Source organism: Microbacterium horticulturae (genome assembly GCF_029094505.1).
Taxonomy (GTDB): domain Bacteria; phylum Actinomycetota; class Actinomycetes; order Actinomycetales; family Microbacteriaceae; genus Microbacterium; species Microbacterium horticulturae.
In genome coordinates this window covers 866332-879466 of the sequence record NZ_CP119108.1, presented here as the reverse complement: position 1 = coordinate 879466, position 13135 = coordinate 866332, and the positions used below count along the sequence as shown (strand labels likewise).

10 protein-coding genes are annotated in these 13135 nt (G+C 68.1%); 6 read left to right on the top strand and 4 right to left on the bottom strand.

The window, feature by feature from the left end; genetic code table 11:
- Window positions 1-61 precede the first annotated feature (61 nt).
- On the top strand, window positions 62-784 hold the full coding sequence (locus tag PU630_RS04055) for an SDR family NAD(P)-dependent oxidoreductase (RefSeq protein ID WP_275279076.1): 723 nt from the start codon (window positions 62-64) through the stop codon (window positions 782-784).
- A 3-nt stretch (window positions 785-787) separates the two neighbouring features.
- Here the strand turns inward: PU630_RS04055 and PU630_RS04050 are convergent, their stop codons facing one another.
- The gene (locus PU630_RS04050) at window positions 788-1387 is read right to left on the bottom strand and encodes a GNAT family N-acetyltransferase (RefSeq protein WP_275279075.1); all 600 of its coding nucleotides are present in this window, start codon (window positions 1385-1387) and stop codon (window positions 788-790) included.
- A gap of 103 nt (window positions 1388-1490) precedes the next feature.
- On the opposite strand from PU630_RS04050, the gene PU630_RS04045 reads away from it, so the two are divergent.
- Complete coding sequence (locus tag PU630_RS04045) at window positions 1491-2354, top strand: PhzF family phenazine biosynthesis protein (RefSeq protein ID WP_275279073.1); 864 nt, start codon at window positions 1491-1493, stop codon at window positions 2352-2354.
- A gap of 23 nt (window positions 2355-2377) precedes the next feature.
- On the opposite strand, the gene moaA is transcribed toward PU630_RS04045, so the two are convergent.
- On the bottom strand, window positions 2378-3418 hold the full coding sequence (gene moaA, locus PU630_RS04040) for a GTP 3',8-cyclase MoaA (RefSeq protein ID WP_275279072.1): 1041 nt from the start codon (window positions 3416-3418) through the stop codon (window positions 2378-2380).
- 49 nt (window positions 3419-3467) lie between these two features.
- Window positions 3468-4721, bottom strand: a complete 1254-nt coding sequence (locus tag PU630_RS04035) for an MFS transporter (RefSeq protein ID WP_275279070.1) — start codon at window positions 4719-4721, stop codon at window positions 3468-3470.
- Between the two features lie 193 nt (window positions 4722-4914).
- Between PU630_RS04035 and PU630_RS04030 the strand changes: the two genes are divergently transcribed.
- From PU630_RS04030 to narI, 4 genes are read left to right on the top strand one after another with little or no spacing between them, the layout of a single operon-like run.
- Window positions 4915-8637, top strand: a complete 3723-nt coding sequence (locus PU630_RS04030) for a nitrate reductase subunit alpha (protein WP_275279069.1) — start codon at window positions 4915-4917, stop codon at window positions 8635-8637.
- Window positions 8634-10274 carry a nitrate reductase subunit beta gene (narH, locus tag PU630_RS04025; RefSeq protein ID WP_275279068.1) on the top strand — a complete coding sequence of 547 codons (1641 nt, stop codon included), beginning with the start codon at window positions 8634-8636 and terminating at the stop codon, window positions 10272-10274. Before PU630_RS04030 ends, narH begins: the two co-directional genes overlap by 4 nt.
- On the top strand, window positions 10274-10972 hold the full coding sequence (narJ, locus tag PU630_RS04020; protein ID WP_275279067.1) for a nitrate reductase molybdenum cofactor assembly chaperone: 699 nt from the start codon (window positions 10274-10276) through the stop codon (window positions 10970-10972). The genes narH and narJ overlap by 1 nt, the downstream gene beginning before the upstream one ends.
- Window positions 10969-11730 carry a respiratory nitrate reductase subunit gamma gene (gene narI / locus PU630_RS04015; RefSeq protein ID WP_275279066.1) on the top strand — a complete coding sequence of 254 codons (762 nt, stop codon included), beginning with the start codon at window positions 10969-10971 and terminating at the stop codon, window positions 11728-11730. Before narJ ends, narI begins: the two co-directional genes overlap by 4 nt.
- Window positions 11731-11788: 58 nt before the next feature.
- On the opposite strand, the gene PU630_RS04010 is transcribed toward narI, so the two are convergent.
- Window positions 11789-13099: an L-lactate MFS transporter gene (locus PU630_RS04010; protein ID WP_275279065.1), complete on the bottom strand. Its 1311-nt coding sequence runs from the start codon at window positions 13097-13099 to the stop codon at window positions 11789-11791.
- Between the last annotated feature and the right edge of the window lie 36 nt (window positions 13100-13135).

The following is a 13135-nucleotide window of genomic DNA, read 5'->3' as shown; positions in this document are numbered from 1 at the left end:
GTGCTACGCTCCCCACTAAGCGGAGGACTCTCCACTTGAGTCTAGCGAGGAGCGTGAGCACATGTCACAGCGGAACGTCCTGATCACCGGCGCCACGTCGGGAATCGGCTTGAGAACGGCAGAATGCTTCATCGCGGACGGGTGGAACGTCTGGGTGACCGGGCGCGACGCCGCGCGCACGCGCGAGGTCGCGGCATCCCTTCACGCCCGCTCCCTCACTCTCGATGTCACCGACACTGCGAGCATCGCCGCGGCAGCGGCAGCGGTGGGAGAACTCGATGCCCTCGTGAACAACGCCGGCATCCAACCCGATTTCTCCACCCCTCTCCTCGAGGCTGATGCGGAGCTGGTACGCAACGCATACGAGACGAACGTTGTCGGCGTCGTGGCGGTGACGAACGCCTTCGTGCCGTTGCTGCGTCGTTCCCGCGCGCCACGCATCGTGAATGTGTCCAGCGGGACCGCCTCATTCGCGTGGAGCACCGGCCCCAATCCGCAGTTCGACTGGGAGGCGACAGCCGACAGCGGCGGGCGCTACGCCGTCTATCGGTCGACGAAGGCGGCACTGAATGCGCTCACCCTCTACTACGCCCAGACCCTCTCCCGTGAAGGCTTCAAGGTCAACAGCACGGCGCCCGGAGCGCGGGCGACCCGGCTGAACACGTCCCAACGAGGCGGTGACGCCGCCGCGGCGGCTCCGGAGATCGTCCGGCTCGCCGGTTTGCCGGATGACGGACCGACCGGCGCATTCTTCTCCTACGACGGCACCGTCGTGCCGTGGTGATACTCAGATCAACCGCATGCCGAAGGCGCTCCCGGCGTCCCATGGCAGCGGAGTGAACCCGACGCGCGGATAGAACGCGATGGCGGCGGCGTTGTCGGATGAGGCGACCAGGTGCACGCCGGGCACGCCGGCCGCACGCAGCGCGTCGGTGAAGGTCGCGATGAGCCGACGGCCGAGGCCCTGCCCCTGCAGCTCGGGCAGCAGGTCGATGTGCAGGTGCGCGGGGTAGCCCTCGGTCTGGGCGGGATTCGGCGTCGTGCCGTGCGCAGAGGCGCCGGTGAGGATCGCCCCCTCGGTGGTCGTCCCGTCTGCGGGCCGCGGCCAGCGCTCGGCGAACGGAGGCCACCACTCGTCGGCGAACCAGCGGTCGAAGGCATCGGAGTCCGGTGCGCCGAGGATGTAGCCTGCGACGCGGCCGTCGTCCGTCTCGACGACGAAGCACAGCTCGGGATGCCGCGCCGCATACGGCCACGCGAAGATCGCGGGCCAGATGTCGTCGTCGCTCAGTTGCCCGGTCGCATCGCCGCCGTTGTCGGCCGTGCGCACGCAGATCTCACCGAGTGCGGGCTCGTCGCCGGGGCGGAAGGGCCGGATGCTGCTCATCCGTCGAGCCTATGCCCCTGGCTCAGGCAGCCCCTCGCCCCAGGCGAGGGCCGCCGCGAGCCGGCCCGCGGGTTGCAACGCCACCACCCACTACGCTGACGAAATGACCCTGCGCTTCTCCCAGGTCGATGTGTTCAGCTCCGAACCGCTCCGCGGCAATCCGGTCGCCGTGGTCCACGACGCCGACGGGCTCACCGACGAGCAGATGCAGGCGTTCGCCCGATGGACCAACCTCTCCGAAACGACGTTCCTGCTGCGTCCGTCGAACGCCGACGCCGACTACCGGTTGCGCATCTTCACGCCCGGCGGCGAACTTCCCTTCGCCGGGCACCCCACCCTCGGTTCCGCCCACGCCTGGCTCGAAGCAGGCAGCACACCGCGTGGCGAGCGCACCGAGAACGACCGCATCGTGCAGGAGTGCGGCACCGGGCTCGTCGAGTTGCGCGAACGGAACGGCCGCCTGGCGTTCGCCGCACCGCCGCTGCGCGAATCCGCCGCGCCCGAGCCCGGCGAGCTCGACCGCGTCGCCGAGGCGCTGCGCATTCCTCGCGACAGCATCCTCAGCGCGCGCCGTCTCGACAACGGCCCGGCCTTCCTCGCCGTCCGTCTGCGCGACGCACGGCAGGTGCTCGAGGTGACACCTGATCTGTCCGCGATCGCCGCACTCCCCCGCCCCGACGTCGGCATCGTCGGCGCTCAGCCCGCCGCCACCGGCCCCGACACCACCGCGATCGAGGTGCGCGTCTTCTGCCCGAACATCGGTGTACCCGAGGACCCGATCACCGGCAGCTTCAACGCCGCCCTGGCGCAGTGGCTCACCGCCGACGGCATCCTTCCCCCGTCCTACGTCGCCGCGCAGGGCACCGCGCTCGGCCGTCGGGGGCGCGTGCACATCACCACCGAGGCCGACACCATCTGGGTCGGCGGCGACACCACGACGACGATCCGCGGCACCGTCGAGATCTAGGCGACGCAACCGGCGCAGCCGGCTCAGCCGCCGATATACGACATCTCGATGCGCTCGGTGGGACGCTGCGTCTGCGCCGACCGGATCTCAGAATAGTGATCGTCGCGCTTCGCCCAGATGCCGACGAGGGCATCCTCGAGTTCTGCGTCCGAGCATCCGCCCCGCAGCAACGCCCGCAGGTCATGGCCGCGCGCGGCGAACAGGCACGTGAAAAGCTTGCCGTCCGCCGACAGCCGCGCCCGCGAGCAGGCGCCGCAGAACGGCGCCGTCACGCTCGAGATCGCGCCGACCTCGCCGCTGCCGTCGCGGTAGCGCCAGCGCGTCGCCGTCTCGCCGGGATACGCCGGGGGCACCGGCTCGAGCGGATGCACGGCGTCGATGCGCGCGATGATCTCGGCCGACGGCACCACCTGCTCGAGGTTCCAGCCGTTGGTCGTACCCACGTCCATGAACTCGATGAACCGCACTGTCGCCCCGGTGCCCTTGAATCGCTCGGCGATCGCGACGACGTCGCCGTCGTTGAGTCCGCGCTTGACGACCGTGTTGATCTTGATCGCGTCGAAACCAACCTCACCTGCCACGCGGATGCCGTCGAGCACGCGCTGCAGCGGGAAGTCGACGTCGTTCATCGCCCGGAACGTCGCATCGTCGAGCGAATCGACCGACACGGTCACGCGATTCAGACCCGCCTCGCGCAGCGCAGCGGCCTTGTGCGCCAGCGCCGACCCGTTCGTCGTGACCGCGATGTCGAGGCGCTCCCCCTCGGGGGAACGCAGCGCCGCCAGCATCCTCACCAGTTCTTCGATGTCGCGCCGCAGCAACGGCTCGCCGCCGGTCAGACGCAGCTTGCGCACGCCGTGCGCGATGCCGGCCCGCGCCACCCGGACGATCTCTTCGAAGGTCAGCAACAGCTCGCGCGGAAGGAACGCGAAGTCGCGCCCGAAGATCTCCTTGGGCATGCAATAGACGCACCGGAAGTTGCAACGATCGGTCACCGAGATCCGCAGGTCGTGCAGGGCGCGACCACGCGTGTCACGGACACTGGGCAACTGCTGCGCGGTCATGGTTCCACGCTAACCGGCCCCGGACACGCCGGGGCCGATCCACGACCGATCACTTCTGCGGCTTCGGGGCGCGTGCGTCGCGCAGCATCCCCGCGACCACCAGAGCGAGGGCGCCCACCAGCACGAGCAGCCACAGACCCAGCGAGTACGAGTTGCTCTCGGCGTGATAGGTGGCGCCCATGACCAGGGGCGGGAAGTAGCCGCCGAGACCACCGGCCGCCGCAACCACGCCGGTGACCGCACCCACCTTGTCGGGAGGCGTCGACGGACCGATCCACGCGAACACCGCGCCCATGCCCAGCCCCATCGCCGCCGCCATCAGCAGGAACACGATGCCGGTGAGCACGCCCTCCGCGGGCTGCTGCCCGACGACGTAGGCGGCGGCGACCACCCCGGCCAGCGACAGCAACGAGATCACCTTCGGCCCGAATCTGTCAGCCAGAACACCACCGATGGGCCGCGCGATCACCGCCGCGACGGCGAACATCGCGGTCCGGGTGCCCGCACCGATCGGATCGACCTCGTCGGGGTAGATCGTCATCAGGTACTTGGGAAGGTAGGTGGAGAATGCGACGAACCCGCCGAAGACGATCGCGTACAGGAACGACATCTCCCACGTGATGAGCAGCTTCAGCGCACCGGTGACCTTGGGCACGAGCTTCTGGCGACTGACCGTCCACGCGGGCGAGTCACGCATGAAGAACCACACCAGGACCGCCATGACGACCATGACCCCCGCGATGAGGAAGTGGGTGTTCAGGTAGCCGATCGAGTTCGCCAGTCGCGGTGTGAAGAACGCCGAGACCGCCGTGCCGATCATGCCCATGCCGAACACGCCGTTGGCGAAGCCGCGACGTGCGGGCGGGAACCAGGCACTGGAGAACGGGATGCCGACCGCGAAGATCGTGCCGGACACACCGAGCAGGAACCCGGCGATCACCAGCAGACCGAAGCTGCCGATCGCACCGGCCAGTGCCACCAGCAGTACTGCCGGGACACCTGCCAGCAGGACGAAGGTGAACATCTTGCGTCCGCCGAAGCGGTCGGTCATCGCGCCCACGACGATGCGGCCCAACGCCCCGACCAGCACGGGCATCGCGAGCATGAGCGAGACAGCTCCCTGACTGAGCCCCATCTGGGTGGCATAGATGTTCTGGAGTGGTGAGATCGCCATCCATGCCCAGAACCCGGCCGTGGAAGCGAGCGTGGCGAGGATGACTTGGAACATCCCGCCGCGCAGATCAGGTGGTACCGCCGCTTGTGTCGGCGTTCCCGGAGCGGACGAAGCCTGCGTCTCGGCCATGTCGATTCCTCTCGTCTGGCCACACAGTAGCGACGATGCGCGCCGGTCTCTACGCCCCTCACCGTGATAATTCCCTTCCCACGCGCGGATCTGTCTTCCCCGATTTCCCACGGGAATAAAAACGGCCGGGCTACTGACAACGGATGTGCGGGCGTCCCATACTGGGGGTAATCGTGAGGCTGGAGGATTCCGCATGACACCCCGCATCCACACCGAGCCGGCTACGGACGGCGCTCTGGCCGACACACTGCTGTCGCTGAGCCGCTTCGTACGCCCCGGCGAGACCTCGCCCGACATGCGCGCTCTCTTCCTCGAGGGCGGTCGCGACGGCGACGTGTTCTATCGTGACCGCTGGTCGCACGACAAGGTCGTGCGCTCCACCCACGGCGTGAACTGCACCGGGTCGTGCTCGTGGAAGGTGTACGTCAAGGACGGGATCATCACCTGGGAGACCCAGCAGACCGACTACCCCTCTGTCGGTCCCGACTCCCCCGAGTACGAGCCCCGCGGCTGCCCGCGCGGCGCGGCGTTCAGCTGGTACACCTACTCGCCCACCCGGGTGCGCTACCCCTATATCCGCGACACGCTGGCGGATCTGTGGCGCGCGGCCAAGAGGCAGCATCCCGACCCCGTCGACGCCTGGGAGTCGATCGTCGAAGACCCCGAGAAGGCCCGGGCGTACAAGAGCTCCCGCGGCAAGGGCGGCCTCATCCGCACGACCTGGAACGACGCGATGGAGATCGCCGCGGCGGCCCACGTGTACACGGTCAAGAAGTATGGTCCCGACCGCGTCGCAGGCTTCTCTCCGATCCCGGCGATGTCGATGATCTCGCACGGCTCCGGCTCGCGATTCCTCAACCTGCTCGGTGGCACGATGCTGTCGTTCTACGACTGGTACGCCGACCTGCCGGTGGCCAGCCCCCAGGTGTTCGGCGACCAGACCGACGTGCCCGAGTCGGCCGACTGGTGGAACTCGTCGTACCTCATCATGTGGGGCTCGAACGTGCCGGTCACCCGCACCCCCGACGCGCACTTCATGGCCGAGGCCCGCTACCGCGGGCAGAAGGTCGTCGTCGTCTCGCCCGACTACACCGACAACACGAAGTTCGCCGACGAGTGGGCCTCGCCGCACCCCGGCACCGACGCCGCTCTCGGCATCGCGATGGGGCACGTGATCCTCACCGAGCACTTCGTGCACAAGCGCACCCCGCGCTTCGAGGACTACATGCGCCGCTTCACCGACGCGCCGTACCTGGTGACCGTCGAGCGCAACGGCGACCAGCTGGTTCCGGGCAAGTTCCTCACGGCGAGTGATCTGGGCGAGGATGCCGGCGCAGCCGCACACGCCGAGTTCAAGCCCGCCGTGCTCGACGCGGACGGCTCGGTCGTCATCCCGAACGGGTCGCTCGGCCACCGCTTCTCGCCGGAGGACGAGGGCAAATGGAACCTCGACCTGGGCGATGTGGTGCCGCAGCTGTCGATCGCCGACCTGGGCGGGTGGGAGAGCGCCGAGCTCGCACTGCCGCGCTTCGACGTCACGCCCGAGTCCGGCCAGGAGCACGCCGGCGGCACGGGCGTCGTGCGTCGCGGCGTGCCGGTGCGCACCGTGGCCGGCAAGACCGTCACCACCGTCTTCGACCTCATGCTCGCCCGCTACGGCGTGGGCCGCGACGGCCTGCCGGGCGAGTGGCCGACCGGCTATGACGACGCCTCGACCCCGGGAACCCCCGCGTGGCAGGAGGAGATCACGTCGGTCCCCGCCGAGCAGGCCACCCGCATCGGCCGCGAGTTCGCCGACAACGCGGAGCGCAGCGGCGGCCGCTCGATGATCCTCATGGGCGCGGGCACGAACCACTGGTTCCACTCCGACACGATCTACCGCACCTTCCTCGCGCTGACGATGATGACCGGCTGCCAGGGCGTCAACGGCGGCGGCTGGGCGCATTACGTCGGCCAGGAGAAGGTCCGTCCGCTCACCGGCTACAACCAGTACGCGGGCGCGGCCGACTGGACCCGCCCGCCGCGGCAGGCTATCGGCACCGCGTTCTGGTACCTGGCCACCGACCAGTGGCGCTACGACGGCCTGCCGGCGAACCAGCTGGCCTCTCCCCTGGCGCGCGGCGCGTTCGACGACCGGACCACCGCCGACTGCCTCGTCGAATCGGTCAAGCGCGGTTGGATGCCCAGCTACCCGACCTTCTCGCGCAATCCGCTGGATCTGTGCGACGAGGCCGAGGCGGCAGGGCTCGAACCCGCGCAGTACATCGTCGACAGCCTCAACGACGGCTCCCTGCATTACGCGTGCGAAGACCCGGATGCCCCGGAGAACTTCCCGCGCGTGATCGACATGTGGCGCGCCAACGTGCTGGGTTCGTCGGGCAAGGGCAACGAGTACTTCCTCAAGCACCTGCTCGGCACCGACTCGGCGATTCGGGTGGGCGAGACCGACTCGCGCCCGCGCGACATCCGCTGGCGCGACGACGCCCCCATCGGCAAGCTCGACCTGCTGATGACCAGCGACTTCCGCATGACGAGCACGACGCTGTTCAGCGACATCGTGCTGCCGACGGCGACCTGGTACGAGAAGTACGACTTGTCGTCGACCGACATGCACCCCTTCGTGCACTCATTCAGCCCGGCCATCGACTCGCCGTGGCAGACGCGCAGCGACTTCGACACGTTCAAGGTGCTCGCCGAGAAGTTCAGCGAGCTGGCCCGCACCCACCTGGGTGTGCGCCGCGATGTGGTCGCCGCTCCCCTGCAGCACGACACGCCGGACGTCATGGCGACCCCGCACGGCGCCGTCCAGGACCTGCCGCTCAAGCCCGGCGTGACGATGGCCAAGCTCGTCGTCGTCGAGCGCGATTACCCGGCACTGGCCGACAAGTGGAAGACCCTGGGCCCGCTGTCGGAGAAGCTCGGCATGGTCACCAAGGGCATCACGTACCACCCCGAGCCCGAGATCGCCATGCTGGGGCAGCTGAACGGCACCGTCGAGGTCGGTCCCATGGCCGGCCGCGTGCGGCTGGACACCGACCGGCGTGCCTGCGAGATGGTGCTCGCGTTCTCGGGGACGACGAACGGCCGCCTGGCCGTGCAGGGCTTCAAACAGCTCGAGCAGAAGACCGGGCAGAAGCTCGCGTTCCTCGCCGAAGAGCACGAGGGCACCCACATCACCTTCACCGATGTGACCGTGCAGCCGCGCAGTGTCATCACGTCGCCCGAGTGGTCGGGTTCCGAGCACGGCGGCCGCCGCTACACGGCGTTCGCCGTGAACGTCGAGCAGCTCAAGCCCTGGCACACACTGACCGGCCGGCAGCACTTCTTCCTCGACCACGATTGGATGGAAGAGCTCGGCGAGAACATGCCGATCTACCGTCCACCACTCGACATGGCACGGCTGTTCGACGACGCCACGCCCGGGAAGACGGGAGTGGATGCCGCGACCGGCGCCGCGGAGGTCTCGGTGCGCTATCTGACACCGCACTCCAAGTGGTCGATCCACTCGGAGTATCAGGACAACCTCTTCATGCTGTCGCTGAGCCGTGGTGGCCCCACGATCTGGATGAGCCTCGAGGATGCCGCGAAGATCGGCGTCCGCGACAACGAGTGGATCGAGGCCTACAACCGCAACGGCGTCGTGGTCGCCCGCGCTATCGTCACGCACCGCATGCCCGAGGGCACGGTGTACATGTACCACGCGAAGGATCGCACGGTGGACGTGCCGATCACCGAGACCAGCAAGCAGCGCGGCGGCATCCACAACTCGCTGACGCGCATCCTGCTCAAGCCCAGCCACCTCATCGGCGGCTACGCGCAACTCGCGTGGGCGTTCAATTATCTCGGCCCCACGGGCAACCAACGCGACGAGGTCACGACGATCCGTCGCCGCAGCCAGGAGGTGCAGTACCGATGAAGGTCATGGCTCAGATGTCGATGGTGATGAACATCGACAAGTGCATCGGATGCCACACCTGTTCGGTCACCTGCAAGCAGGCCTGGACGAACCGCACCGGTGTCGAGTACGTCTGGTTCAACAACGTGGAGACCCGGCCCGGCGTCGGGTATCCGCGCACCTACGAGGACCAGGAGAAGTGGAACGGTGGCTGGGTGCGCACCAAGCGCGGCCGGCTCAAGCTGCGCGCAGGCGGACGCCTCTCGAAGCTCGCGCACATCTTCTCGAACCCCAACCTGCCCGAGATCGAGGACTACTACGAGCCCTGGACCTACGACTACGACATGCTCTTGAATGCCCCGAAGGGGCAGCACACCCCGGTCGCGCGGCCCAAGTCGCTGCTGACGGGCAAGGACATGAAGATCTCGTGGTCGGCCAACTGGGACGATGACCTGGGCGGGTCCGCCGAGACGATGCAGGACGACCCGATCCTCCGCAAGATGAGCGAGCGGGTCTCGGCGGAGTTCGAGCAGGCGTTCATGTTCTACCTGCCCCGCATCTGCGAGCACTGCCTGAATCCCTCGTGCGCGGCATCCTGCCCCTCCGGCGCGATCTACAAGCGCGCCGAAGACGGGATCGTGCTCGTCGACCAGGACAAGTGCCGCGGCTGGCGGATGTGCGTGTCGGGCTGCCCGTACAAGAAGGTCTACTTCAACCACAAGACCGGCAAGGCCGAGAAGTGCACGCTGTGCTACCCGCGCATCGAGGTTGGCCTGCCCACCGTGTGCTCGGAGACCTGCGTCGGCCGGCTGCGGTACCTCGGCCTGGTGCTGTACGACGTCGACCGCGTCGCCGAGGCGGCCAGCGTCGAGAACGAGCACGACCTGCTCGACGCGCAGCGCAGTGTCATCCTCGACCCGAACGACCCCGAGATCATCGAAGCCGCCCGCCGCGACGGCATCCCGGAGGACTGGATCGAGGCCGCGCAGAACAGCCCTATCTACGCGCTGATCAAGAAGTACAAGGTCGCGCTTCCGCTGCACCCGGAGTACCGCACGATGCCGATGGTCTGGTACGTGCCGCCGCTCAGCCCCGTCGTGGACGTGGTGACCGGCTCGGGCAACGACGGAGAGGACGCCCGCACGCTCTTCGCCGCTATCGACAAGCTGCGCATCCCGATCTCGTACCTGGCCGAGCTGTTCACCGCCGGTGACACGGTGCCCGTCGACGAGTCGCTGCGCAAGCTGGCCGCGATGCGGTCGTACATGCGAGGCATCAACCTCGACGACGACCGCGACGAGTCGATCGCCACGGCGGTCGGCATGACGGGTGTCGAGATGGAGGAGATGTACCGGCTGCTGGCCATCGCCAAGTACAACGACCGCTACGTGATCCCCGCCGCGCACGCCGAGCAGGCCCGCGAGCTCGAAGAGCTCGCCTGCTCGCTCGACTACGACGGCGGCCCCGGCATGGGCGGCCCGAACCACTTCGGTCTGTCCAGCGGCCACCCGGTCCCGGTCGCCGTGGAGAACTTCCACGCCCTGGCCGACCGGCAGACCTCCGACACCCCGGCATCTCCCAGCAGCAGGGTGAACCTGCTCAACTGGGACGGCAACGGGTCGCCGGACGGGCTGTTCCCGCCGAAGGACGAGTCCTGATGCCCCTCCTCAGTCGTTCCCGCACCCGCGTGACGCCGCGGCGCAAGCTGCCGCCCCCGCTCGCCGCGCTCACGCTGACCCGCGACGCGCGGCAACGCGTGCACATGGCGGCCTCGCTGCTGCTCGACTACCCCGATGACGCGTGGTTCGCGCGCATCCCCCAGGTGCAGGCGCTGATCGCGTCGGTTCCCGAGGAGGTGCGCACACTGCTGCAGCAGTTCATAAATGTGGCCACGGCATCCGACGATCTCGGTCGTGAATACGTGAACACGTTCGATCTGAAGCGCAAGTGCAGCCTGTACCTGACGTACTACGCCAACGGTGACACCCGCAAGCGCGGCACCGCGCTGGTGACCATCCTCGAGGCGTACCGCGCGGCAGGGTGGGAGTTCGACGCGCAGGAGCTGCCCGACTATCTGCCGGCGGTCCTGGAGTTCTCGGCCATGAGCGACTCCGAGATCGCCGCCGCCGTGCTGTCGAGCCACCGCGAGGGCGTCGAGGTGCTCCGGGCAGCGCTCGAGACCATGGAAAGCCCCTGGGCCGGCGTGGTACGGGCCGTGACGCTGTCGCTGCCCCCGATCGACGAGGCCACACGCGAGCGCTATCTCGACCTGATCAATGAGGGACCGCCCACCGAAACGGTGGGGCTGAGCTTCCTCGGCAACCTGCCGCCGTTCCAAGTGAGGGAGGACGCATGAACCCCCTGTCCATGCTGCTGTGGGTGGCCCTGCCGTACATCGCGATCGCGGTGTTCATCGTGGGCCACATCTGGCGGTATCGCTATGACAAATTCGGGTGGACGACGCGCTCCAGCCAGTCGTACGAGAACCGGCTGCTGCGGTGGGGCTCGCCGATGTTCCACTTCGGCATCCTCTGCGTGGTCGCCGGCCACGCGGTGGGTCTGCTGATCCCCCGCGAGTGGCTGTATGCGATCGGCATCAACGAGCATATGTACCACATCGGCGCGACCGTGCTCGGCACGGCGGCCGCAGTCCTGACCCTGCTCGGTCTCGCGATCCTCATCTACCGTCGCCGTACGGTCGGCCCGGTGTTCTTGGCGACGACGACGATGGACAAGGTCATGTACGTGTTCCTCGGCGCGACGCTCGTGTTCGGAACTCTCGCCACGTTCATCCACCAGCTGTTCGGCCCCGGGTACGAGTACCGGGCCACGATCAGCCCGTGGGTGCGCAGCATCATCCTCTTCCAGCCGCAGCCCGACCTCATGGTCGGGGCGCCGCTGATGTTCCAGCTGCACGCGATCACAGCGACCTGCCTGTTCATCCTCTGGCCGTTCACGCGCCTCGTGCACGTGTTCTCGGCGCCGGTGCAGTACCTCTTCCGCCCGTACATCGTGTACCGCTCGCGCGACGAGCACCGCAGCGGCACCCGTGCCACCCGCCGCGGATGGGACCCGGTCGCCGCCCCCAACCCGGAACGGCTGCGCAGGCCGTAGCACGCAGAGAAAAGGGCGCGACATCCGATTCGGGATGCCGCGCCCTTTGCTGTGCGCGTCAGTCGACCTCCGGCATCCCCGCCCCGTCCACGACCACCGCGGTGGCCGGCGTCTCGGGCTTGGGCATGCGCGTGATCACCGGGACGACCAGCGAGACCAGCGCGATGATGCCGATCACGGTGTAGCCGAGGACGTAATTCTTGTCCTCGCCGATCAGCGCCGCGATGATCGGCGGGCCGATGATGCCGCCGAGGCTCCACCCGATGATCATCAGGCCGTAGATGGCACCGGCGTGCTTGACCCCGAAGAAGTCGCCCGCCGTGGCCGGCATGGTGCCGAACCCGCCGCCGTAGCAGAGGTAGATGATCGCCGCGAGGATGAAGAACAGCACCCCGTTGCTGGCGTGCGGCACGATCAGCAGGCACACGCCCTGCAGTCCGAGCATCAGACCGAACGCGACCATGCGGCCGGTGAAGCCCGAGATCCACGCCCAGAAGATGCGCCCGCCGCCGTTGAACAGGGCCAGCACCCCCACGAGGGCTGCCGCCCCGGCGACCGAATAGCCCGCGATGTCCTTCGCGCTGGCCGCGGCCTGCGCGATCAGCGCTATACCCACCGTCACGTTCAGCGTGAGGATCGCCGTCAGCAGGTACCACTGCGGCGTGCGCAGGGCCTCCTGCTCGGTGAACTGCTTGTACGCGTCACGCGTGCGACCACTCACCGACGGGGTCCACCCCGGCACGGTGTAACCCGCCGGCGGGTTGCGGAAGAACGACGCGCCGATCACCGCCAGCACGATGTATCCGATCCCGAGCGGCAGGAAGGCGCGGTTCGGTTCGGTCGGCGTCATCGCTATCAGCCACTGCGCGACGGGGGCCGTGACCACGGCGCCGAAGCCGAAGCCGGCCACGGCGAGGCCCGTGATGAGCCCGCGCTTGTCGGGGAACCACTTCTGCAGCATCGCGATCGGCACGATGTACGCGTAGCCGAGGCCGAAGCCGCTGATCACGCCGTAGCCGAGGACCAGCAGCCAGAGCAGGCTCGCGTCGTGCGACACCGCGAAGGATGCGAGGATGCACCCGATCCCGTAGATGACACCACCGGTGAGAGCGACCGGGCGGGGACCCGTGCGGTCCTGCACCTTGCCGCCGACGTAGCTGCCGATGAAGATCATGCCGATCGTCACCGTGAACGTCAGCGACGCCTGGGAGGTGGAGAGGTTCATCGCCGTCGGCTCGGCGAGTGCCTTGCCGAAGACACTCCAGGCGTACACGGCGCCGATGGAGAACTGCAGCAGCAGGGCCGCGACGACGATCCACCATCGTCCGGCAGTGGGTTTATGGACTGCGGATTCCGCGCTCGAAGACATCTTTGTCCTTTCTCTCGAGGTGCGGCCGCCTGAGGC

Excerpts from the sequence above, each read along its gene's own strand:
- PU630_RS04055 (WP_275279076.1), top strand. The coding sequence starts at position 62 with ATGTCACAGCGGAACGTCCTGATCACCGGCGCCACGTCGGGAATCGGC.
- PU630_RS04050 (WP_275279075.1), bottom strand. The coding sequence starts at position 1,387 with ATGAGCAGCATCCGGCCCTTCCGCCCCGGCGACGAGCCCGCACTCGGT.
- PU630_RS04045 (WP_275279073.1), top strand. The coding sequence starts at position 1,491 with ATGACCCTGCGCTTCTCCCAGGTCGATGTGTTCAGCTCCGAACCGCTC.
- moaA (WP_275279072.1), bottom strand. The coding sequence starts at position 3,418 with ATGACCGCGCAGCAGTTGCCCAGTGTCCGTGACACGCGTGGTCGCGCC.
- PU630_RS04035 (WP_275279070.1), bottom strand. The coding sequence starts at position 4,721 with ATGGCCGAGACGCAGGCTTCGTCCGCTCCGGGAACGCCGACACAAGCG.
- PU630_RS04030 (WP_275279069.1), top strand. The coding sequence starts at position 4,915 with ATGACACCCCGCATCCACACCGAGCCGGCTACGGACGGCGCTCTGGCC.
- narH (WP_275279068.1), top strand. The coding sequence starts at position 8,634 with ATGAAGGTCATGGCTCAGATGTCGATGGTGATGAACATCGACAAGTGC.
- narJ (WP_275279067.1), top strand. The coding sequence starts at position 10,274 with ATGCCCCTCCTCAGTCGTTCCCGCACCCGCGTGACGCCGCGGCGCAAG.
- narI (WP_275279066.1), top strand. The coding sequence starts at position 10,969 with ATGAACCCCCTGTCCATGCTGCTGTGGGTGGCCCTGCCGTACATCGCG.
- PU630_RS04010 (WP_275279065.1), bottom strand. The coding sequence starts at position 13,099 with ATGTCTTCGAGCGCGGAATCCGCAGTCCATAAACCCACTGCCGGACGA.